The 23,141-nt window shown below is 29.3% G+C and carries 17 protein-coding genes; 16 read left to right on the top strand and 1 reads right to left on the bottom strand.

From position 1 onward, the window contains the following. The first annotated feature begins 13 nt into the window (after window positions 1-13). From KVH43_RS07875 to KVH43_RS07945, 15 genes are all read left to right on the top strand, one after another. Window positions 14-289 carry a CopG family ribbon-helix-helix protein gene (locus tag KVH43_RS07875; RefSeq protein WP_218282013.1) on the top strand — a complete coding sequence of 92 codons (276 nt, stop codon included), beginning with the start codon at window positions 14-16 and terminating at the stop codon, window positions 287-289. Next, a complete protein-coding gene (locus tag KVH43_RS07880) occupies window positions 282-641 on the top strand; it encodes a type II toxin-antitoxin system PemK/MazF family toxin (RefSeq protein WP_476695942.1) in 360 nt (119 codons plus the stop codon). The genes KVH43_RS07875 and KVH43_RS07880 overlap by 8 nt, the downstream gene beginning before the upstream one ends. A gap of 470 nt (window positions 642-1,111) precedes the next feature. Beyond that, window positions 1,112-3,916: a phosphodiester glycosidase family protein gene (locus KVH43_RS07885; protein WP_218282015.1), complete on the top strand. Its 2,805-nt coding sequence runs from the start codon at window positions 1,112-1,114 to the stop codon at window positions 3,914-3,916. A 183-nt stretch (window positions 3,917-4,099) separates the two neighbouring features. Then, window positions 4,100-5,656: a glycoside hydrolase family 26 protein gene (locus tag KVH43_RS07890; RefSeq protein ID WP_218282016.1), complete on the top strand. Its 1,557-nt coding sequence runs from the start codon at window positions 4,100-4,102 to the stop codon at window positions 5,654-5,656. Further along, complete coding sequence (locus KVH43_RS07895) at window positions 5,643-6,728, top strand: SGNH/GDSL hydrolase family protein (protein ID WP_218282017.1); 1,086 nt, start codon at window positions 5,643-5,645, stop codon at window positions 6,726-6,728. Before KVH43_RS07890 ends, KVH43_RS07895 begins: the two co-directional genes overlap by 14 nt. A 15-nt stretch (window positions 6,729-6,743) precedes the next feature. Beyond that, complete coding sequence (locus tag KVH43_RS07900; RefSeq protein WP_218282018.1) at window positions 6,744-8,153, top strand: MBOAT family O-acyltransferase; 1,410 nt, start codon at window positions 6,744-6,746, stop codon at window positions 8,151-8,153. A 470-nt stretch (window positions 8,154-8,623) separates the two neighbouring features. Further along, on the top strand, window positions 8,624-9,124 hold the full coding sequence (locus KVH43_RS07905) for a hypothetical protein (RefSeq protein ID WP_218282019.1): 501 nt from the start codon (window positions 8,624-8,626) through the stop codon (window positions 9,122-9,124). A 38-nt stretch (window positions 9,125-9,162) separates the two neighbouring features. Further along, window positions 9,163-10,734 (top strand): murein biosynthesis integral membrane protein MurJ, encoded by a 1,572-nt coding sequence (murJ, locus tag KVH43_RS07910; protein ID WP_218282020.1) that lies wholly within the window; start codon window positions 9,163-9,165, stop codon window positions 10,732-10,734. Between the two features lie 29 nt (window positions 10,735-10,763). Continuing rightward, window positions 10,764-12,923 carry a DUF5693 family protein gene (locus tag KVH43_RS07915; RefSeq protein WP_218282021.1) on the top strand — a complete coding sequence of 720 codons (2,160 nt, stop codon included), beginning with the start codon at window positions 10,764-10,766 and terminating at the stop codon, window positions 12,921-12,923. Beyond that, window positions 12,916-14,034 (top strand): polysaccharide pyruvyl transferase CsaB, encoded by a 1,119-nt coding sequence (gene csaB / locus KVH43_RS07920; RefSeq protein ID WP_218282022.1) that lies wholly within the window; start codon window positions 12,916-12,918, stop codon window positions 14,032-14,034. The genes KVH43_RS07915 and csaB overlap by 8 nt, the downstream gene beginning before the upstream one ends. Then, a complete protein-coding gene (locus KVH43_RS07925) occupies window positions 14,024-14,746 on the top strand; it encodes a WecB/TagA/CpsF family glycosyltransferase (protein WP_255547710.1) in 723 nt (240 codons plus the stop codon). The genes csaB and KVH43_RS07925 overlap by 11 nt, the downstream gene beginning before the upstream one ends. A gap of 110 nt (window positions 14,747-14,856) precedes the next feature. Beyond that, window positions 14,857-15,684, top strand: a complete 828-nt coding sequence (locus tag KVH43_RS07930; RefSeq protein ID WP_255547711.1) for a transketolase — start codon at window positions 14,857-14,859, stop codon at window positions 15,682-15,684. Continuing rightward, on the top strand, window positions 15,684-16,622 hold the full coding sequence (locus KVH43_RS07935) for a transketolase family protein (RefSeq protein ID WP_218282023.1): 939 nt from the start codon (window positions 15,684-15,686) through the stop codon (window positions 16,620-16,622). Before KVH43_RS07930 ends, KVH43_RS07935 begins: the two co-directional genes overlap by 1 nt. A 146-nt stretch (window positions 16,623-16,768) precedes the next feature. Further along, window positions 16,769-17,236, top strand: coding sequence for a protease complex subunit PrcB family protein (locus KVH43_RS07940; RefSeq protein ID WP_255547712.1), 468 nt, complete (start codon window positions 16,769-16,771; stop codon window positions 17,234-17,236). A gap of 132 nt (window positions 17,237-17,368) precedes the next feature. Then, window positions 17,369-18,385, top strand: coding sequence for a muramidase family protein (locus tag KVH43_RS07945; protein ID WP_218282024.1), 1,017 nt, complete (start codon window positions 17,369-17,371; stop codon window positions 18,383-18,385). A gap of 87 nt (window positions 18,386-18,472) precedes the next feature. On the opposite strand, the gene KVH43_RS07950 is transcribed toward KVH43_RS07945, so the two are convergent. Continuing rightward, entirely contained in the window at window positions 18,473-19,156 is a 684-nt protein-coding gene (locus KVH43_RS07950; protein ID WP_218282025.1) for a Crp/Fnr family transcriptional regulator, read from the bottom strand. Window positions 19,157-19,273: 117 nt separating this feature from the next. On the opposite strand from KVH43_RS07950, the gene KVH43_RS07955 reads away from it, so the two are divergent. After that, window positions 19,274-23,125: an acyl-CoA dehydratase activase gene (locus KVH43_RS07955; RefSeq protein ID WP_218282026.1), complete on the top strand. Its 3,852-nt coding sequence runs from the start codon at window positions 19,274-19,276 to the stop codon at window positions 23,123-23,125. Window positions 23,126-23,141 lie beyond the last annotated feature (16 nt).

Below are 23,141 nucleotides of genomic sequence, written 5' to 3' on the forward strand. Positions count from 1 at the left end.
GGAGGTGCCCTATATGGCTGAGTCTAAACGAATTATGATCAGTTTACCAAATACTCTTTTGGAGGAAGTAGATAATATTGTAGCAATAGAGAAAAGAAATAGAAGTGAATTTATTAGAGAAGCAATGAAATTATATATTCGAGAAAGACGCAAAATTCAAATAAGAGAAAGCATGAAAAAGGGTTATAGGGAAATGGGGGCTATGAATTTAACATTATCAGAAGTAGGTTTAGATATAGATATGGATGTATTGTCAAATTATGAAGCTAAGTTAGCGGAGTGTGAGTAATGTGATTGTAAAAAGAGGAGATATTTTTTATGCAGATCTTAGTCCTGTTGTTGGTTCCGAACAAGGAGGGGTAAGACCAGTTCTTGTAGTTCAGAACAACATCGGGAATAAATATAGTCCAACTATCATTGTGGCAGCAATCACCTCACAAATTAACAAAGCAAAAATGCCTACCCATGTTGAAATTAGTGCTTCGGAATATGGATTAACAAAGGACTCAGTAGTTTTGTTAGAACAAGTTCGAACTATTGATAAAAGAAGGTTGAGAGAAAAAATAGGGCACTCCGATGATGAGATGATGGATAAGGTGAATGAGGCGTTATTAATTAGCTTTGGATTAATAGATTTTTGAATATAAAAATTGGCTGATGCTAAAAGTATCAGCTAATTTTTTTATATTTAATATTTGTAGTTATTGATTATCCTAATTATGTCTATGTTACCGTCATAATATATTTTTTTTCAATATCTTTCAATATTTTATCCTCCCAAAATAGATTCAAATGATTTTTTTACCATTATATTTATAAAAAATTATAACAAAAATCATCTGAATTAATTCAATAATGTACTTTTATAGTATTAATCATTAGTTTAATGTATGATATTTTAAATTATACCATATTTTAATTGTGCCTAAATATTACAATATTCGAATATAATTGTAATACATTCGTAACCCTATTTGAGTGTCATATTGATATAATGGTAGTGTAGCTTTAAAAATTTTGTAGAGCATTTAAAAATATATGCTAATACAAAATTTACATAGATTATTATATGAAAATTATAAGCAGGAAAAAGGAAGGGGGAGCATATAATATGCAGAAATGGAAAAAGATATTAATTTCTTTTGGATTAGCGTGTTCGTTGACTTTTGCCAATATGCCAAACATTGTTTATGCAGATTGGAATAATACCGTTTATGAAGAGAGAAATGAAAACAATATAGCAAAAGGTGTAAAACATGAACATATTCTTAAGTTTACAGATGGTGGCTGGGTAAATATTAATGTGATTAGGGTGAATTTAGATGAAGAGGATGCAAGCTTAGATTTATTATTTCATCAAGATGGACTAAGTCAAAAGGCAAGATTATCAACATTAGTAAATCAAAGAGAAAATATAATAGGGGCTATAAATGGTGACTTTTTTAGTATGAAAACAGCAGCAACAATTGGACCTATGGTAAGAAATGGAGAACTTCTTACGACTACATCATATACAGATCATATGGTACCTACATTTAATTTGTCAGAGGATCATATACCTTTTATTAAAAAATGGACAAATCCAAATATTATATTGACAAATGAAAATACTGGATTTGAATTAAAGGTTCTTGCGGTTAATAAAGAATCTGATTATGAAAATACTTGTATTATTTATACGCCAAAATGGGGAGAAAAAACACCAGCCCTTAGTCCTAAGCTTGCAAGTGGTATAGAGCTGATTATAAAAGATAATATTATTCAGGATATGGTAAAAGCGCAGACAGGAAGCTATATACCTAAAGATGGATATGTATTATTTGCAACAGGACAAAAGGCAATAGAGGTTGGACAAAACTTTGTTGTTGGAGATTATGTAAATTTTTCTGCTGAGACAAATCCAAATTTTGAGGATTTAGCTCTAACTATTTCTGGAGGATCAATTATTGTAAAAGATGGACAGGTTGTATCTGATTATTATATGAATATCAAAGGAAAACATCCAAGAACTGCTTTAGGTATAACAAAAGATGAAAAAGAGGTCTTCTTTGTTACTATTGATGGTAGAAGCAGATCATTTACAGGGGTAACGCAAGAAGAATTAGGACAAATTATGCTCTCTCTTGGAGCATATAATGCTATTAATTTTGATGGTGGTGGTTCTACAGATATGGTATTAAGACCTCTTGGAGAAGAAAATAGGAAAGTGATCAATAATCCTTCAGAGGGCAGAGAGAGAAGAATTATGAATGGTATTGGTGTTGTAAGCTATGCTCCTCAGCTTGAAGAAATTGGAGGGATTATATTAGAAGCAAAAGATGAAAATATGCTCATAAATACTTCAAAACAATTTACATTAAAAGCATATGATGAAAATTACAATCCGGTAGAAATAGATCCTAATGCTGTAAAATGGCATGTTAGCGGTGTAAATGGAGAATTTGATAATAATTGTTTCAAAGCAACTACTTCAGGGGTTGGAGCAGTAGTAGCTGAGTATGAAGGAAAATATGCTACCTTTCCTATTAGAGTTATAGATAATCCTGTAAGCTTAAGGGTATTTCCATCACAAATACATATAGATAAAAATAAAAGGAAATATATTAAAGCAAAGGTAATAGATAAGGACGGCTATGGAGCAATAGTAGATATTAATGAGTTGAATGTAGATATTCCTGATAATTTAGGAAATATAGATAGTGAAGGATATTTTCAAAGTTCTAATGAGTCAGGTTCAGGACTTATGAAGGTATCTTACAAAGGACTTAGTAGCTATGTGCCTATTGTGGTAGGTTCAAAAGAAGAGGTTGTAGATGATTTTGAAAATAATAATGGAACCTTTTTAGCTTATCCTAATGAGGTAACAGGAGATTATAAATTGTCAGATATTAGTAAAGTAGGCGATTATTCAGGGGAAATTTCCTATGATTTTACAACTACAGATGCTACAAGGGCTGCTTACTTGGTATTTGATAATGGTGGAATAAATTTTGATAAAGCTCCTGAAAAAATTGGATTGTGGGTATATGGTAATGAAAGTGGACATATGCTAAAGGCAAAAATTGTCGATGCAAGCGGAAATCCTACAAATATCACATTAGTACCTAGCATTGATTGGGCAGATTGGAAGTTTGTTGAAGCTGTTATCCCTAAAAGCATAAAGAGTCCTTTTAAGCTTGAAAGAATATATGTTGTGGAAACTAATAGTCTTTCAAAGGATATAGGGAAAATTTATATTGATCAGTTAACTGCAATGTATCCAAATGTTTACAAAGGAGGTATTCCAAAAACAGATAAATTTGTAGACAGCAGAAATAAAAAAGCTAATTTAAGAGGAGAGGATTCCTTTAGACTATTTGTAAATTGGTCTATTCCATCTGATGATAAAATATTAGATAAAATTGCTAATATGTCTAATAATATGGCGCAAATGAATTTATTTACAGAGCCTATAGGAGATTTATTAAAAGAACAATTAAATCAGCCAAGTATTATAGCTAATGGAGGGTATGGTTCTAGTAAATATAAGAATAGTTTATTCATTTATTTAGATAATAGCAAAGGGTCTTTAAGAGAAACAAATTTTGAACAATGGCGTTGGTTTTTAAATACTGTAGAAAATATAGATAGCAAAAATATATTTATTGCATTACCAAAACCGATAAGATTTAAAGATCCATTAGAAGAAAAATTATTTAAGGATACATTAAAAAAAATGAAGCTAGAAAAAAATGCAGATGTTTGGGTTATAACAGGAGATAATGATATTTTCTCAATTTACCCTGAAGATGGCATACACTATGTGAATTTAAATGATTATCATGATATGGAGATGTTTACAATTCCTAAAATTATATTATTTACTGTAAATGATGATGAAGTAACATATGAAATTCTTTCTGTCGATGAAAAATAGATTTAAAAAGTAAAGGCAATAAGAAAATCACGCTTTGAATATTTTAATGCGTGATTTTCTTTATGAGGATAAATGTATACAATGCTAGTGATTTCATTACATTGAAATTTATGCTATAATAGTGAAGAATTTGTAAAAAAGATGTGTTTAAGTTATATTTGAAAGGGAGGCTTTAATCGATTTATGAAAAAAAACAGTTTTTTATTATGTGTATTTATTATTTGTTTTTCAAGTTTTTTTGTTTATGGTAATACAGTAGAAGCTTTTGATATGGGGAATGAAAATTATAATCAGTATACAACATATATAAATTATGCAGATGGATATATGATAAATTACCCTAAGGATATGTGGGTAGATACTACGCTATCTTCGGTTAAAACAGTTATAGGAAATGAAAAAAGAGAAATTGAGATATATTATGATGATTTTAGGAATACACATCATTCATCAATGGGGTATATAAACTATAGTAATGCATTTATAAAAAACAGTACGGACCACTATAAAGAATATGAGAATATGATTTTAGTAAATGGGATGCAGACACATTTACTAAAATGGAGCAGAAAAAAGCTCTCTAGAGTAGAAAATGATAAAAATTATTATGTGAGTGCAGAAATTATTAAAAATAGTCATGAAGTCTATACCATTTTTATAAAATCAGCAACACCTTTTGAAAATTATGAAGAGTATATGGATATTATTAATAGTTTTCAGTTAATAGAAAAAGTAGATAATCATCATATCAATGTAAAATTCAAACCTGTACAAAAAAATCTAAATGATGAAACAAAAGCATTCTATCAGAAATATTTTTTAGAAAGTGATAAATTAAGATGGGGAATCTTTGAATATACTGCCCCAAAAAGTTTTTGGTATCTTAATGCATTAGAAGATAAGATTGACTATACTTTTCAGTTTTTAGTCAGATACCAATCACTAGATGTGCCTTTTCCTATGGAAGAAATGGTAAATGCCTATAAAAATAATCGATACGTAGAGCTAACGCTTCAAACTATGCATATGGGGCAAGACAATTCTAGTATTACATACGATATTTTAGATGGAAAATATGATGATTATTTTCAAAGGTATGCAAAAAAAATAAAAGAATTTAATCATCCTATCCTTTTTAGATTAAATAATGAAATGAATGGAGATTGGTGTGTCTATTCAAGTTATTATAGCTCTAAGGATACAAATCTTTATAAGGAAGTATGGAGATATGTTTATAAAATTTTTGAAGAAAACGGTGTAGATAATGTGCTGTGGGTATGGAATCCTAATGATGTATCATTCCCAAATTTCAAATGGAATCATTATTTGAATTATTATCCAGGAGATCAATATGTAGATATCATAGGACTTACAGGATACAATACAGGAACTTATTATCAAGGCGAAAAATGGAGAGAATTTGATGAAATTTACCCACAGCTTTATTCAGAATATATATCTATTTTTGAGCAGCCCTTTATGATTACAGAATTTGGGTCAAATGAGATTGGTGGAGATAAAGTCAAGTGGATAAATGATATGTTTGATGGATTTTCTTCTAATCAATATAAAAATATTAAGGTAGCTATATGGTGGAACGGTATTGATTGGGATAAAAATATGAATCCGGCTAGAATTTACAGGATGGATAGAAGAGAAGAATTCATAAATACTTTTAGAGAAAGATTAAAATATTTTCATGAAGGAAAAGAGGAAGGATTAGAAAATGAAACAATTTAAAAGGATTATATTATATTTTCTTCTGTATGCATTGATTATACAGTTTGGTTTGGAATATGTAATTCCTGTTCAGGCTGTGTATAATGATCGATTAAGCTATGATGCGGTAAAGAATCGTCCCACAAATATAGAAGCTGTTTTTGAACAAGTGAAAAGAATAATTGATCAAGAAAATTTAAAGGACTATGTAATTATATTAGGGGATTCAGTTGGATATAGTAATCCAGGTCCTGCTGAATCTTCTTTAGCACATTTTTTAAATGAAAAAGCAAAAAAATACGGTAAGTCTTTTAGGGTATTTAATCTTTCTATGCCAGCTATGCAGACAGGAGATATTTATACGGTACTCCTTAAGATGAAAGAATATGGTATATCCTCTGATCATTTAATCATAAATATTATTTATGCTGGATTTGTAGCACGTAATCCTGATCCTTCACCTGTTTTTTGGTTGAAGGATCAATTAAAGGAAGTAGATCCTAATGCTTATTATCATATAGAAAAACAGTTAATTGCAAATGAAAAGGTAGAAGAAAATATTATTAAGAAAAAACTTAAGAATGCTAAAAATATTATGTATGAAAATATAGCTGTATTTAAATATAAAGATTATATACAGGCTTATTTGATTGATAAATTCAAAAGCTTAAAGGGTAATATTGTAGAAAGAGAAGACATTAAGCCCTGGTATGAAAAGGAATTTCTGAAGGATTTATTAAAACAACCTATGTATCAAAGAGAATTTAGTGATATAGCCTTTGTGATGGATGAGAGCAATCCTCAAATATATTTTTTAAATAAAATTATTCAGTTGCAAAAGGATAAAGATACACTTATTTTTCTTGCAGCAATGAATGATGAATTATTAAAGGATAATACATCAAAGATTGGGTTTCAAGAAAATTTAAATAAAATAGATGCATATTTTAAAAATAAACCAGTAACATACATAAATTTTAATAAAAAAATAGATTATAATCTTTTTTCAGATCATGTCCATTTAACTCCAGAAGGCTATGAAATTTTAGCTGAAAAGCTGTGGAATGAGATTGTTAAATGGAATATTAATTAATGGAGGATATAAAAAATGCTGTTTCATTCTTTTGAATTTATGATTTTGCTTTTTATTACATTCATGCTTTTTTATTCTTTTCCAAAACAAAGAATTTATCTGTTGGCTTTAGTTAATATACTCTTTTATGGAGCATCAGGAATAAGCTATTTAGTATTATTTATGCTTGTATCACTGATTACATATGTGTGTGCACTGCATTTAGATAAAAGCTATTATAAAATACTATATACCATAGGAATACTTGTAAACCTTTTGAATTTAGCATTTTTTAAGTATACAGGATTTATATTGAAAAATCTTGAAAAAATCATAGGTATTACTTTTCCGTGGCAGGAGCATTTATTAGCGAAGATTATGTTGCCTGTAGGGATTTCTTTTTATACATTCCAGCTAATAGCTTATTTAGTAGATGTAAAAAGAAAAGAAATAAAGCCTTGTGATTCTTTTATAAGCTTTTGGGTATTTATTTCTTTCTTTGGACAGCTGATTGCAGGACCTATTATGCGTGGGAAAGAGTTTATTCCTCAAATTTTGAATGTACAGAAAAATCCATTTACCTTGAGCAATATAAAATATGGTTTTTATTATATTACTATGGGACTTGCTAAAAAAATAATATTTGCGGATTTTTTAGCTTCTAAGGCTGATTTTTATTTTAGTCAAGTAATGAATTTGAATACTCTAGATGCTTGGTTTGCAGCTTATCTGTTTGCATTTCAGATATACTTTGATTTTTCTGCGTATAGTGAAATTGCTGTAGGTATTGGGCATTTATTTGGATTAAGGTTAAAGCTTAATTTTAAATCTCCATATATTAGTGGAAACCCATCAGAATTTTGGAAAAGATGGCACATTACTTTGTCTTCTTGGATTAAGGATTATATTTATATTCCATTAGGGGGGGCAAAAAAAGGAGTTTTTCTACAGTATGTAAATTTAATCATAGCTATGGCACTATCAGGTCTTTGGCACGGAGCAGCTTGGACTTTTATAATATGGGGAACTTATCATGGTGTTTTAAGTGTACTTCATAAAATTTATAGAAAAAATATTTCTTTTAATCGTAATAACAAGCTTTACAAGCTTATATCTATTTTTGTATTTTTTCATTTAACTACAATAGGATGGGTATTTTTTAGAGCAGGAAGCTTTAATGATGCACTTTATATGATCAAAGAGATGATTACACTATCGAATATGACTTATAGTCCTAGATACTTTATTTATTTTGGATTTATTGCTTTTCTTTATTGCATTCACTTATTAGAATATTTTATTAGAAAGAATGATATTACTTTAACAAAGCTGTGGGAGAAGTATTTTCCTCCATTTATACGTGCAGCTGCCTATATTGGAATTTTGATTATATTAATTTTATTTACAAAAACAGAGGAGAGCAGTTTTATTTATTTCCAATTTTAAATATAATTCTATAGATGTGTGCTTCTAAATATTATCTTTAGAAGTATACATCTATATTTTTTATAAAATTATATTATAGATAAACAACTTCAAAATGAAATATAAAAGATAGTTCATTCCAGATAACTTTTGAAAAAACAAAACTTCATTTCATGAAAAAATACTAAACCTTCAAAACTCACTTCGTTCAAACAATGAAGGTTCTTAACGTATTTTTCATGAAATTTCAGTAAGTTTTTTTACAAAAGTTATCGAAGTCATTCACTTATCTTTATATATTTCTTTTTTTTATGTTGAAGTTGTTTACCTATAGATAAACAACTTCAAAACTCACTTCCTTTAAACAATGAAGGTTCTTAACTTATGTAATAAAAAATTAATAAATATATACACAATAAAAAAACATTTTATGATAAAATGATAGAGTATGCAATATGTTGTCAAATATGAATGGTTAAGGGGGATTACAGATGAAAAAGAGCCAGAGGTCGTTGCTAATAATTATGAGTACCTGTATAGGTTTGTTGTTGTTTTCTTATGTAGCGATAGCTATGAGTAGTGAGGCTGGATCACAAGAGGATCCACTTGTTAGTAGAGGGTATGTAGAGCATAGAATAAATCAGCTTAAATATTATATAGATGAAAAAATAAAAGAAGCGTTGGAAAAGAATGATACAAGTAATTATCAAGGAAATGTGCAGGGAGCTGTTTTTGAGATAATAGAGGTTCAAAAAGGACAAAGGGTCATTGGTGGTGCAAGCACAGAAATGATTATCCGTTCTGGACAAGCAGCTGCTATTGCAAGTGAATCTGGAGGAGTAGCAGATTTAATTTCTGGAAAAGATTTAAAGTCAGGAGAACTTATACCCCTAAATCATTTGCTGTTATTACCAAGAGGAGATGGTAGAGGTGTACAAGTTCTTATGGACAAAACATATATATTAATCAAAGGAAGTTATGAGATTCAATAAAAGCGCCTGCGCGCTTTTTTTCAGTCATGGAGGTTGCGATGAATAATTATAAGAAAACCATCAAAACAATTTTTGCAGTTATAGGTTTAACTTTTTTTGCAAAATTTTTAGGATTTTTTAGAGATGCTTTATTAGGCAGTAAGCTAGGAGCTAATATGGAGTCTGATGCATATATTATGGCACTCAATAGTACTTCGATTATATTTGTAAATATTGGAGCTGCTATTGTTACTGCAACTATACCTATTATTGTAAGAATTTTTAATAAAGCTACAAAAAAAGAAGCTTTTTCTTTTGTGAATAATCTGTTAAATATTTTAATCTTTATTGCATGTATTCTTACCGTTTTAGGAGAATTGTTTTCTAAACAAATTATGGGTCTTCTTGCTGAGGGCTTTGAGTACTATAAGTTTCATTTAACTGTTCAATTAACAAGGATTATGTTTCCTATTTTGATTTTTATCTGTATTACATATGTATTTGTATCATTATTGCAATCTATGGAAAGATTTAAAGTAACATCTATTATTAGTATCCCAGCCAATGTGATGATCATAGTTTTTTTATGCTTTTTTTCACAAAAATATGGTGTAAAGGGATTGGCTGTTGTTACTACTATTGGATGGATACTTCAATTTTTAGTAATGACCCCTTTTCTATATAAGGAAGATTACAAATATAATCTTCGTATAAACTTTAAAGACCCATATATAAAAGAATTTTTTTCAATGATTTTGATAATTATCATTGTAGCATCTGTAAATCAATTAAATATTTTATTAGATCAAAAACAAGCATCTTTTTTAGGACATGGAAAAATATCTTTTCTATATTATGCAAATATATTGTATCAAGCTATTACTACTACTACTGTTTTAGGAATCAATACTGTCATGTTTCCAAAATTTGCAGAAAAGGCAGTGAATTTGAGTGAAAAGCAGTATGCTCAGTTTATTGCTGCTATTATCAAATTAATGACATTTGTGTTACTGCCAATGACAGCAGGGATTGTTCTTTTAAGAAATCCAATAATAAGTTTAGTTTTTGAAAGAGGAGCATTTACCCATCATGCTGCTGTTATTACAGGCTCAGTGTTTGCTTGCTATGCTTTAGGTATGATTAGCTTTGGTATTTTAGATGTTGTGAATAAAGCCTTCTATGCACGAAATGATAAAAAAATACCTGTTCAATATGCTTTACTCATAATCGTTTCAAATATGATCCTCAATTGGATTTTAGGACCAAAATTTGATGTGGTTGGATTGGCTATAGGAACAGCTTTAGCATCTACTGTGGGGAGTATTGGACTGATGAGAGCATTCAAGAGAAAAATGGGATATTTAGATGTTAAAAGCTTATGGAATACTTTTATAAAGGTGATATTAAGCTGTTTGGTGATGGCTATAGCAGTAATGCCAACATTGAAAATACTAAATGTATATTTTTATGATAAGGGACTAATAGGCAAAATCATTGTAGTGATAATTCCAAGTATTGTAGGTGGTGTAGTATACGCTTTTGTAACTATGAAGCTAAAATTAGAAGAAGCTTTTACATTATATAATCATTTTGTTCAACCATTAATAAAGAAATTAAAAGGGAATAGATGATGAAATACTATGAAAAAGGACGTGAGAAGATGAAGAAAAAATATATTTTATTATTTATATTGATCTTTTCTTTATTGATTGTTTCTATTACAGCTATGAAAAGAATCCATATAGAATCAAACAATAAGACAGTAGATGTTATATTAGATTATAAAGAGTTTGAAAAAATGGCAAAGCAATCAGATGAGGATTTAGAATGGTGGTTTAGAAAATTCAAAACATTAGGGGTTAGTGGTGTAGGTTTAAATGAAGAAAGCTTTGAATCTATGATAGAGGAAAATAAACCTATAAAGGTTGAGATGATCGGAAGTATCATAAAGGATATGAATTGGAAAAAAGAATATCCTAAAGCCATAGTAGAACTTTTTGAGAAAGAAAAAATAGATTCATATGATGTTTTGGCAAGAACAAAATCAAAAGAGCTATATGAATTTATTAAAAATGGACTAGAAAGTAGATATGATAAAAGTAAATTTAAAATCATGGAAGAAAAGGATGAATATCTATTTATATTAGATGGAACAGCAGAGGATGCTTTGTATACGCAAATTGAAAAGGTCTTTGATGTTAAAAATAAAGGCTTTAAAGAAGTTTCAAAGCTTTATTCTTCAAAATTGATAAGGTTAGGATTAGGATTAGATGAAAAAAAGGTAAATTTAATAAAAAAGAGTGGATTGAAGGTAGTTCCAAGACCTTATAATTATAGTAGCTGGAGCTCTAAAAAGCTAGTTGAAGGTACTATTAATGATTATAAAAAATTTCATATTATTCCTCCTTATATGATCTTTGGTGGGGGAGAGGTTTTAGGTTATCCAAAGAATGTTAAAGCTTTAGAAGATTATATGAAAAAAAATAATATAAAGGTTGGAATGATTGAATCAGGTGTACAAAGAGAACATATCAAGCAAAAGGGCTTATATGATCTGACAAGAAATTTAGATTATGATAGTGTAAGAGTTTTTAGTGTATTGAAATTTATTCAGAAGAGATTTCAGTATTATAACTATAAAGGTGCAGAGGAAATAGAAAATAGCTTAAATCGTGCTGTAACAGAAAGAAATATAAGAGTTATATATTTTAAGCCTTTCAAATATGATGATTATATTTATGTAACAGACTATAAAGAATATGAAAAAATGTTTGATAGATTTAGAACAAGATTAAGTAGTCATGGAATGAAAATAGGCCCTGCTAGTGTAATGGATGCGAATAAAGTAAGAAATCGATATAAAATAATGATTGGATGGGGAGTAGTAGCTGCTGGGATTTTACTACTTGAGAATATTGTAAGGTTAAAAGAAAAAATAAGCTATATCCTATTAGGTATTGGAATCGTTGGGGTAACAGGGATATTTTTAGTAAAGCCTCATATAGGAGAAATTCTTTTAGCATTAAGTGCAGCTATTATATTTCCTTCTCTGAGCATGGCATATTTTTGCAGTAGGTGTAGTATTTACTATAAGGAAGGAATTCAACAAAAATCTATTTTAAAAGATTTTATTGTTGTTATAAAAGATTTAGTTATATGCTCTTTGATATCCTTGATAGGATCATTCATGGTAGGAAGCATTCTTTCAGATATTGAATATTTATTAGAAATGAGTATTTTTAGAGGAGTGAAGTTTAGCCAATTAATTCCAATTGTTATATTCATCATTCTTTATATGGGGTATTTTGGATATAAAAGAAACAAAGGTATTTATGAAGCTAAAACGTTAAAATGGGAAGATATAAAAAATTTATTATTTGATGATGTAAAGATTATTTATGTAATAGTGGGTGCTGTTTTATTGGTTGTAGGATATATATATATAGCTAGAACAGGTCATGAAACTTCAATACAGCCATCTAATTTAGAAATGATATTTAGAAATATGCTAGAAGAAAAATTTTATGCTAGACCGAGAACAAAAGAATTTTTATTTGCATTTCCAGCACTAATGTTAGGTTTCTTTGTAGCAAAGAAAAGGATAAAATGGCTTACTTTTATATTTGGATTATGTGCAGTGATCGGACAAACCTCCATTGTAAATACTTTTTGTCATTTAAGAACCCCTATGCTTTTATCTATTGTAAGAACAGGATATTCATTGATATTTGGTATTTTGATAGGAAGTATTTATGCTTTGCTGCTGTATAGTAGTGTGAAGCTCTTAAAAGTCATGAGAGGAGCAGCACATCATGAGTAAGGTTGTCATTTCAGGTTATTATGGCTTTAATAATGTGGGAGATGAATCTATATTAACTTCTATTGTAGATAATTTTAAGAAGTATAAAAAAGATATAGAAATAACAGTACTTTCAGCAAATCCTGAAAGTACTTCCCAAAAATATGATATCCAAGCAGTAGATAGAAAAAATTTATGGCAAATTTATAAAGCCATAAAAGATTGTGATCTGTTTGTTAGTGGTGGAGGCAGTTTGCTTCAGGATGTTACAAGCCACAGAAGTATTACCTATTATTTAGCTATTATTTTCATGGCTATTCTTTTAAGGAAAAAAATATTGATTTATGGACAAGGAATTGGCCCTATAAATAAAAGCTTTAATCAATATATGGTAAGGTGGATTTTAAATAAAGTAGATGCTATTATTGTAAGAGATGAGGGTTCTCAAGAATTATTAAAGCGTATTGGTGTAAATGTACCTCCAATTTATGTTACAACAGATCCTGTTATCAGTTTAAGAAAAGGAAATATTGAACTAGGAAGAGAAATTTTGATAAAAGCAGGAATTGATCCAGAAAGGAAAAAACCATTAATTGGATTTGCAATTAGAGGTTGGCGTGAGCGCGATGAATTTATATCAAATATATGCAATATAGCAGATAAACTCATTGAAAATTTTGATATGGATGTTGTATTTATTCCCTTCCATTTTGGAGAAGATATAAAAATAATGGAAGATATACAGAATAGAATGAAACAAAAAGCTTTTTTTATTAAAAATAGATATGATATAAATGAAATGTTAGGAATTGTTGGAAATCTAAACCTTCTTATAGGAGTAAGATTACATTCTTTAATATTTGCTGCAATTATGAATACGCCATTTATTGCTATTTCTTATGATCCGAAAATTGATAGCTTTATGAAATCTCTACAATTAGAACCACTATGCAGTACAGAAGCTTTAAATGATGTAGATTTAATCTTAGAGATAGAAAAGGTACAAAAAAATCATGAAAGCTATAAGGAGCTTTTAGAAGAAAAAGTAAAGCTTCTTCAAGAAAAATTAAGGGTCAATGAACAGATCGTCATTAAGCTTTTAAAGGAAGGAGGTTGCAGCAGTGAGGCATAAAGTAGAGATAATGGGAGTATGCATTGATCAAGGTAATTTAGAAGATGCATATAATAGATGTATAGAATTTATAAATACAAAGGGTTGTAAAATGATTATTACACCAAATACAGAAATTATTATGCGAGCACAAAAGGATTCAAAATTATTTCAAATTATCAATAAGGCTGATTTGGTGATCCCTGATGGTATTGGTCTTATATATGCATCTAAAATTCAAGGAAAAGGTCTTAAAGAAAGAGTTACAGGCGTTGATCTAATGTATAAAATATTAGAATATTGTAACGAAAATAAAAAGAGCATATATATTTTAGGAGGAAAGCCAGAAGTTGCAGAGAAGGCTTGTAAAAATATAAAAAATAAATTACCGGGAGTAGAAATAAAAGGATGTCATGATGGGTATTTTAAAGAGGAAGAGGAAATTAATATTATAGAAAACATCAATAGATTAAATCCTGATATATTATTTGTTGCATTAGGAGTACCAAAGCAAGAAATATTTATGGATAAATATAAAGAAATGCTTAGTGCAAGGATTGTCATGGGTGTTGGAGGAAGTGTTGATGTTTGGGCAGGAACTGTAAAAAGAGCTCCTAAAATATATCAAAAGTTAGGACTTGAATGGTTTTATAGATTACTCAAAGAGCCCTGGAGATATAAAAGGATGATGGTACTGCCAAAGTTTATGATAAAAGTACTATTTCAAAAATGAAATTGATTAAATATTTTACTGTGATATAATATTGAGGTAAAAATGCTTTTATGAATTAAGAGATTAAGAAATATTTAAAAAATAATTATATACATAAGGAGGGTTTTCGGTTGGCAAAGGTAGATTATGAAATGTTAAAGAAAAATGCCACAGAGATTCGAAAAGGAATTATTAAAGCAGTACATGCAGCTGGATCTGGTCATCCAGGAGGATCTTTATCTGCTGCAGATATTTTAACAGTACTTTACTTTTATAAGATGAAGGTAGATCCTAAAAATCCTAAATGGGAAGAAAGAGATAGATTTGTACTATCTAAGGGACATGCAGCACCTGTTCTTTATGCAACATTAGCAGAAAAAGGATTTTTCTCAAAGGAAGAATTACTGAAATTAAGACATATAGGAGCAATGCTACAAGGTCATCCAGATATGAAAGGTACTCCAGGAGTTGAAATGTCCACAGGATCTTTAGGACAAGGATTTTCATGTAGTATTGGTATGGCTTTAGCTGCAAAGCTTGATAAAAAAGACATTAGAGTTTATGCTCTACTTGGAGATGGAGAAGTGCAAGAAGGAATTGTTTGGGAAGCAGCAATGGCAGCAAGCCACTATAAACTAGATAATTTAACAGCAATCCTAGATTTTAATGGCCTTCAAATAGATGGGAAAAATGAAGATGTTATGAATATTCATCCGATCAAAGAAAAGTGGGAAAGCTTTGGATGGCATGTATTAGAAATAGATGGACATAGCTTTGAAGAAATTATCTCAGTACTTGATAAAGCTGATGAAATAAAGGACAAACCTACTATGATTATTGCAAAAACTATTAAAGGTAAAGGCGTTTCATTTATGGAAAATCAAGTAGGTTGGCATGGTACTGCACCTAAAGATGATGAAAAAGAAAAAGCATTAAAGGAATTAGGGGGTGCCAACTAATGAATAACAAAATTGCTACAAGAGAAGCTTATGGAAAAGCATTAGTGGAATTAGGAAAGGTTAATGAAAAGGTTGTTGTATTAGACGCAGATTTATCAAAATCAACAAAAACTGCTGCATTTCAAAAGGAATTCCCAAATAGATTTTTTAATATGGGAATAGCAGAACAAAATTTAATGGGAACGGCAGCAGGCTTTGCAACAAGTGAAAAGATTCCATTTGTAAGTACCTTTGCTATGTTTGCATCAGGCAGAGCCTTTGAAATTATTAGAAACTCTATAGGTTATCCAAAACTAAATGTAAAGGTATGTGCAACTCATGCTGGGATTACAGTAGGAGAAGATGGTGCATCTCATCAAGCCTTAGAAGATTTAGCTTGTATGAGAGCAATTCCTAATATGGTAGTTTTAAACCCTGCTGATGCAGTATCAGCAAAAAAAGCTGTATTTGCTATGGCAGAATATAATGGTCCTGTATATGCAAGATTTGGTAGAGCTGCGGTACCTGTGATTTATGATGAAGACATGAATTTTGAAATAGGAAAAGGAATAGAAGTAAAAGAAGGAAAGGATGCTGCTATTATTGCAACAGGAATTATGGTTGCAGAGGCTATAAAAGCAAGAGAGATCCTATCAAAGAAAGGAATTGAAGTAAGAGTAATCGATATGCATACAATCAAGCCTATTGATGAAGAAATCCTTATAAAGGCTGCTAAAGAAACAGGTGCAATCGTAACAGCAGAAGAGCATAATATCATAGGTGGACTTGGTTCAGCTGTAGCTGAAGTATTAGTGGAAAATTACCCTATACCAATGAAAAGAGTTGGAACATTAGATACATTTGGTGAATCAGGAAAGCCAGCAGAATTGATGAAAAAGTATGCTTTAACAGCAGAGGATATTGCTAAGGTAGTTGAGGAAGTTATCAATAAAAAATAATTATTATAAAGAATACTGAGAAATGTAGCGTTTCTCAGTATTTTTTATATTGTCTTAAAAATTTAATATATTCAAATTCCTTGAGAATATTTGTACCACCTTTGGAATAAGATTTAGTATATAGATAGGTAAAAGGGGGGATACCAGTGAAAGGAAAATTTAATCTTAAGGCGCTAAGCTGGAAGAAAATTTTGATTGTAGCTATTGTAATTATGCTTATTATAGCAGCATTTTATGCTGTCAAATATTTTGTAAAGGATGATGATGGCGTGCCTTTTGAATTATTAAGTGAAGAACAAATCCCACAAAAGATACAAGAAATTTTACCAAGATATAAAAGCTTAGAAAGAGCTTTAGCTTGTAAAGTTGATGGAGAAATATTTGTTATTGCAACAAGGGGAGAAAAACCTACAGGTGGATATACGATTCAAATAGATAGTATTGAGAAAGTAAATATAGATGGTAAAACAAAGTTAGTTGTTTATACTACATTTAAAGATCCAAAACCAGGGGATATTGTTACCCAAGTAATTACATATCCTTATGTTGTAGTAAAGACAGAATTAGAGGAGCTGCCAGATAAGATTGAACTAAAAGTAAAATATGACGATTAAACTATAAAATGGCAATTGGCTGTATTCTAGGATACAGCCCATTGCCATTATTTACATAGATGATTCTGAAAGATTATGTCGAATTATGTAAAACGAGAAAAGGTAAACATAATTTGATGGGAGGAACATAAGATGAATTTCAGAAAGATACTTGTTTCTTGTACTTTAGGAACGACTCTTTTTTTGGGGAGTATTGGAATTACTTATGGACAAACATATACAGTACAAAGCGGAGATGTGTTTTGGAAAATCGCTTATGAACATGGGGTAAGTACAAAAGCTTTAATGAAGGCTAATAATATGGATGAAAATACTATCATATATCCAGGACAGAAGCTAACAATACCTGTAAAGGAGACTGTTCATATTGTGCAGTCAGGAGATACTTATTGGACTATTAGTCAAAAATATGGGGTGAACTTTAAAGAGCTACTCTTATACAATAATGCTGATGAAAATACATGGCTCAATATAGGAGATAAAGTAAAAATACCTTCGAGTAATAGTACAGACAGTAGTAATATAGAAAATAATAGCAGTAATAATAATCAACAAAGCTATGTAACATATATGAAATATACAGTAAAGTCAGGGGATGATCCCTGGAAGCTATCCCTTAAATATGGCATACCAATGCATGAGATTTTAAAAGCAAATAACATAGATGAAAATGATTGGTTAAATGTAGGAGATGTGATAAAAATTCCTGTACATCATGTATCTGTAAGAGCTACACCAGGAGCTAAATATGGAGAATATTTGGATTGGTGGACAGAAGCACAATATGTGATTCCTATTGGAACAGAATTTACTTTAATTGATTTCGCAACGGGAAAAAGATGGAAAATGAAAAGAACAATCGGTGCTAATCATGCAGATTGTGAACCATTAACAAAGGCTGACACAGCAATCATGAAAGAGGTTTGGGGTGGAGCTTTTAGTTGGCAGAGGCGTCCAGCAGTAGTTGAGTACAAGGGAAGAAGGATTGCAGCATCAGCAGCATCTATGCCTCACAGCATTCAGTATATAACAAATAATAATTTTAATGGACATATGGATATTCATTTTGCAAATAGTACAAGGCATAAGGATGGAAAAATAGATTGGGAACATCAAAAAAATATAAAAATAGCAGCAGGAATTAAATAAACTGTATACAAAAAAAGCAAGAATTCTTTTTTAAAAAGTGCTCTTGCTTTTTTGTATAGTATAAAACTTGCGTAATAAACATGATGATCAATGCCACAATAGACTTATTAGATGATCTTTGTTTAAGATAGTAATAGTTCTATTTTGTATATGGATAATTTTCTGATCACAAAGAATTTTCAATTCTCTAAATAAAGATGGTCTAGATACATTTAGATGCTCTGACCATGTTTTTTTTGAGTAAGGTAAAAGAATAACGTTATTACATTTATATTCGTCCATAAGATATAGTAGTGAAAATGCAATTTTTTGCTGAATAGATGAGTAAGATAATAACTCTGTTTTTAGATTTAATGAAAGTATTCGATTAGCAAATGAATTTAAAAAATTAATCAATAGTGAAGAGTCTTTACTTAATAAATTGAGAATATTTTGTTTAGTAATAAGAAGAATAGTGCTTTTCGTTTTGGCAAAGATATTACAAGGATATGTATTTGTTTTTGAAAAAACAGACCCTTCACCAAATAAGTCGCCTTTTTTCTTGTAAAGAATACTGATAACTTTTCCAGAAGCTAAATTTTTTTGCACTTCAATGCATCCTTCTAAAATAATTCCAATATATTTAGTTGTTTGATCCACGCTAAAAATCAAATCTCCCTTTTTATAAGATTTCACTATATATTCAATTGAAGATAAAGCGTTATTTATTTCTTGCTGTGTTTTATTTTTAAAAAGAACAGAATTAGTAAGAAAGCTAGATATATTTTTCATTTCGACCTCCTAATTTTTTAAAAAAAGTATCTCTAGATACATGTAATCTGGAATTATTATACTATAATGATAATACAATGTAAATGAAAAAGATAATCAATATCGACGGGGGTTATTATGAACAGTATTGGAATAGATATAGGGTATGCTACATTAAAATGTATAGTATTGAATGATGAAAAAAAACAAGTTTTTCAAAGTTATATTTTTCATCATGGAAATATAAAAAAATTATTGAAGAAAGAATTAAGTAATATTGAAGAAAAATTTAATATAAAAAGGTGTTATATTGGGTTTACAGGAGCGCATGGAAAAGCATTTGAAAAATATCATGTAAATGATATTTTAGCACTTACGGAAGGTGTTTTATATACCGATGAAAACATTAAATCTATCATTGAAATAGGAGCTCAAACTTCTAGGTATATTACGGGATTTTCAAATAATACTAGATCGAATATAAAATTTTCTATGAATTCAAGTTGTTCAGCTGGTACAGGATCTTTTTTAGAAGAACAAGTATCGCGATTAGGTATCAAATTAGATGAATATTCAAATTATACTAAGAAAGCTACAAAAATGCTTAGAATTGCGGGTAGATGTAGTGTATTTTCTAAGACAGATATGATTCATCATCAGCAAGAAGGTGAAAAAATTGAAGATGTATTATTAGGGCTTTCATATGCACTTGTTAGAAATTATAAAGCAAATGTGCTACAGCGAATAAAGATTGAAAAGCCAGTTATGTTTGTTGGTGGTGTTGCGAAAAATGAAGGAGTTGTTAAAGCTTTAAAAGATGTTTTTCAATTTGATGATGATTTGGTAGTTTATGATAATTGTTCGAATATAGAAGCTTTAGGAGCAGCTTTATTGGCAAGAGATAGAAATTTATTATGTGATTTACAAAATATATTTGAACAATTAAAAGACATGGATGTAAAAAATAATGATGAATTTTTTTATAAACCTCTTAAATGGTATGGAGATAATGATTGTACAGGTAAACATGTTTGTAAAGTTGTACATGATACTATTATAGATGGATATATAGGAATAGATATAGGTTCTACTAGTACGAATCTTGTATTAATAGATAAAAATAAAGATGTGTTATCTTATAGATATTTAAGAACGAAAGGAAATCCTAAAAAAGCTGTAAAACAGGGAATGAAATCTATTCAAGATGAATTTAAAGGAAGATTAAAAATACGAGGTATTGGTACAACAGGTTCGGGTAGAGTTATGATTGGAAAAGAAATAAAAGCAAATTTGATTGTAAATGAGATTACAGCACAGGCTAAAGGTGCTATTGAAATGGATAAAGATGTAGATACGATTTTTGAAATAGGAGGGCAGGATTCAAAATATATAAGAATACAAAATGGGCGTGTTGTTGATTTTGAAATGAATAAGATTTGTGCTGCTGGGACAGGTTCATTTATTGAGGAACAAGCAAAGAAATTAGGAATCTCTATAGAAAAATATGAAAAAATTGCATTAAAAGGAAAACAACCTTTGAATTTAGGAGACAGGTGTACTGTTTTTATAGAAGGAAATATTTCAAAAGCTATAGCACAAGGAAAAAGTAAAGAAGACATTGCGGCTGGACTTAGTTATTCTATTGTTCAAAATTATTTAAATAGAGTAGTTGCAAATAAACCTATAGGAAATAGAATTTTTTTACAAGGAGGAATAGCACACAATCAGGCAGTAGTGAATGCATTTAGAGCAGTACTTGGAAAGGAAATTGGTATTCCACCGTTTTTTAGTGTTACAGGAGCATACGGTGTGGCATTATTAACAAAAGAAGAAGTAGAGAGTAAAAAGAATAAAAAAATTATATCTCGTGAATTACGAGATATGGAAAGTGAAATTAAGGAATTGTTCTTAAAGGGATACACAGAAAAAATAGATGATAATAAACTTACGATAGGAATTCCTAGAGTTTTATTTATGCATAAATTATTTCCGATGTTTAACGAATTTTTTAAAGTTTTAGGATTTAATGTTTTATTATCTGAAGAAACAAATAAAGAAATAATAGCATTAAGTCAAGAATATTCATTAGATGAAACTTGTTATCCTATAAAACTTATTAATGGTCATGTAGCAACACTTATTAATAAAGGTGTAGATTACATATTTTTGCCTAGCTTATATACAATGAAGCATCCAATATCTAAGGCAAGAGAAAATTATGCATGTGTATATATGCAAACTGTGCCACAAATTGTATCACGGACTATGGATTTGGAAAAAAAGGGGATTAAACTTTTATCTCCAGCTTTGTCTTTCAAGTTTGGCAAAAAATATATGATGAAAGCATTGATGGATTTAGGGCAAAAGCTTGGTAAAAATAAAATTCAGACATCATTGGCTTTGGCAAAAGGAATGAAGAGATTTAAAGAATTTGAAAAAGAGGTTGAAAATTTAGGAAAAGAGTTAATTGATTCTCTTGAAGAAAATGAAAAAGCTTTTGTTATTATTACAAGAACTTATGGAATATCAGATAAAGGTTTAAATATGGAGATTCCACGAAGATTGAGAGAAATGGGCTATAAAGTTTTTACTTTGTCAAATCTTCCTGCACATAATTATGATTTGTCTGATGATTATTCTAATATGTACTGGCCTTTTGGAGAACATATTTTATCAGGTGCAAAGATTGTAAAGAAAAATAAAAATCTTTATGCTATATATCTAACTAATCATGGTTGTGGACCAGATACGATATTAAGTCATTATTTTAAAGAAGAAATGGGAGAAAAGCCTTATTTACATATAGAAGTAGATGAGCATGCATCTAATGTTGGAGTAATAACAAGATTAGAGGCTTTTATAGAAAGCTTAAAAAATACTAAAATGAATGAAGTTGTCAATAAGAAAGGGAAAATTATAACGGAAAATAGTAATTTTCGAAAAAAAATATATATACCTTATTTATATCCATATAGTCATTTGTTGCAGGGAATGTTTAGAAAAAAAGGAATTGATGCAGATATTCTTTTGCCTACAAATGAAAGAACTCTAGAAATTGGTAAAAAGTATGCAACATCAAAAGAATATGTATCTTTAATAGCTTTATTGGGAGATGTATTTTCACAAATTAAAAATATAGATAAAAATTCATCTATATGGATTCCACAAACGGAAGGAAGTGAGACATTTGGACAATATAGTAGATTGTTAGAACAAAAAATTAAATTGGAAGGTTATTATGATATTAAAGTTCAATCTCCATTTATAGAAGATTTATTAGAAGATAAAAAATATGGAATGGATTTTTTATTAATACTTATTGCAGGAGATATTGTCATGGCTGCAAATAGAGATCAAAGAGATGCTTATTTAAAAAGAATATTAAATGAGATTAAAAATGGAACTTTTAATGAAAATTCATTGATAATGATAGCTAATAATATATATAAACAATTATCAAAAGAAAAATATGAAAAAAATATATATGCATTAGGCGAATTGAGTGTAGTATTTAATCCTATACTTAACAATTATCAACTTGAAAGATTAGAGCATAAAAATAAAGTTTATTATCAACCTATTTCAGAAACGATGTATTTTAAATGGGTAGATTTTTTGAGAAAAGAAAAAAGAAAAAATTTGTTATTAAGTAAAATGAAAAACATAATGAATCAAGTTTCAAAAGAACTAGGAGTATATAGTCCATTTGATAAAAATTTAGATGAGATGATAAAAATAGCTGATGAAAAATTGCCACTATATTCTGGAGGTAATGGAAGATATAGAATGGTAAAATCATTGAGATGTTCAGATAATATTAATGGTTTATTGCTTTTAACTTCAATGTATGAAAATACAGGAACTATTTTGAAGCTTTTAAGGGATCAAGATGAAAAAGTAATGAGTGTTCCTTCTATAGAATTGTGTTTTGATGGAACTTTACATAGTGGAAATGATGAAAAAATTAAAAATTTCATTTATTACATATAAAAAATAAGGAGGAGTA

The organism is Crassaminicella indica (genome assembly GCF_019203185.1).
Lineage (GTDB): Bacteria > Bacillota > Clostridia > Peptostreptococcales > Thermotaleaceae > Crassaminicella > Crassaminicella indica.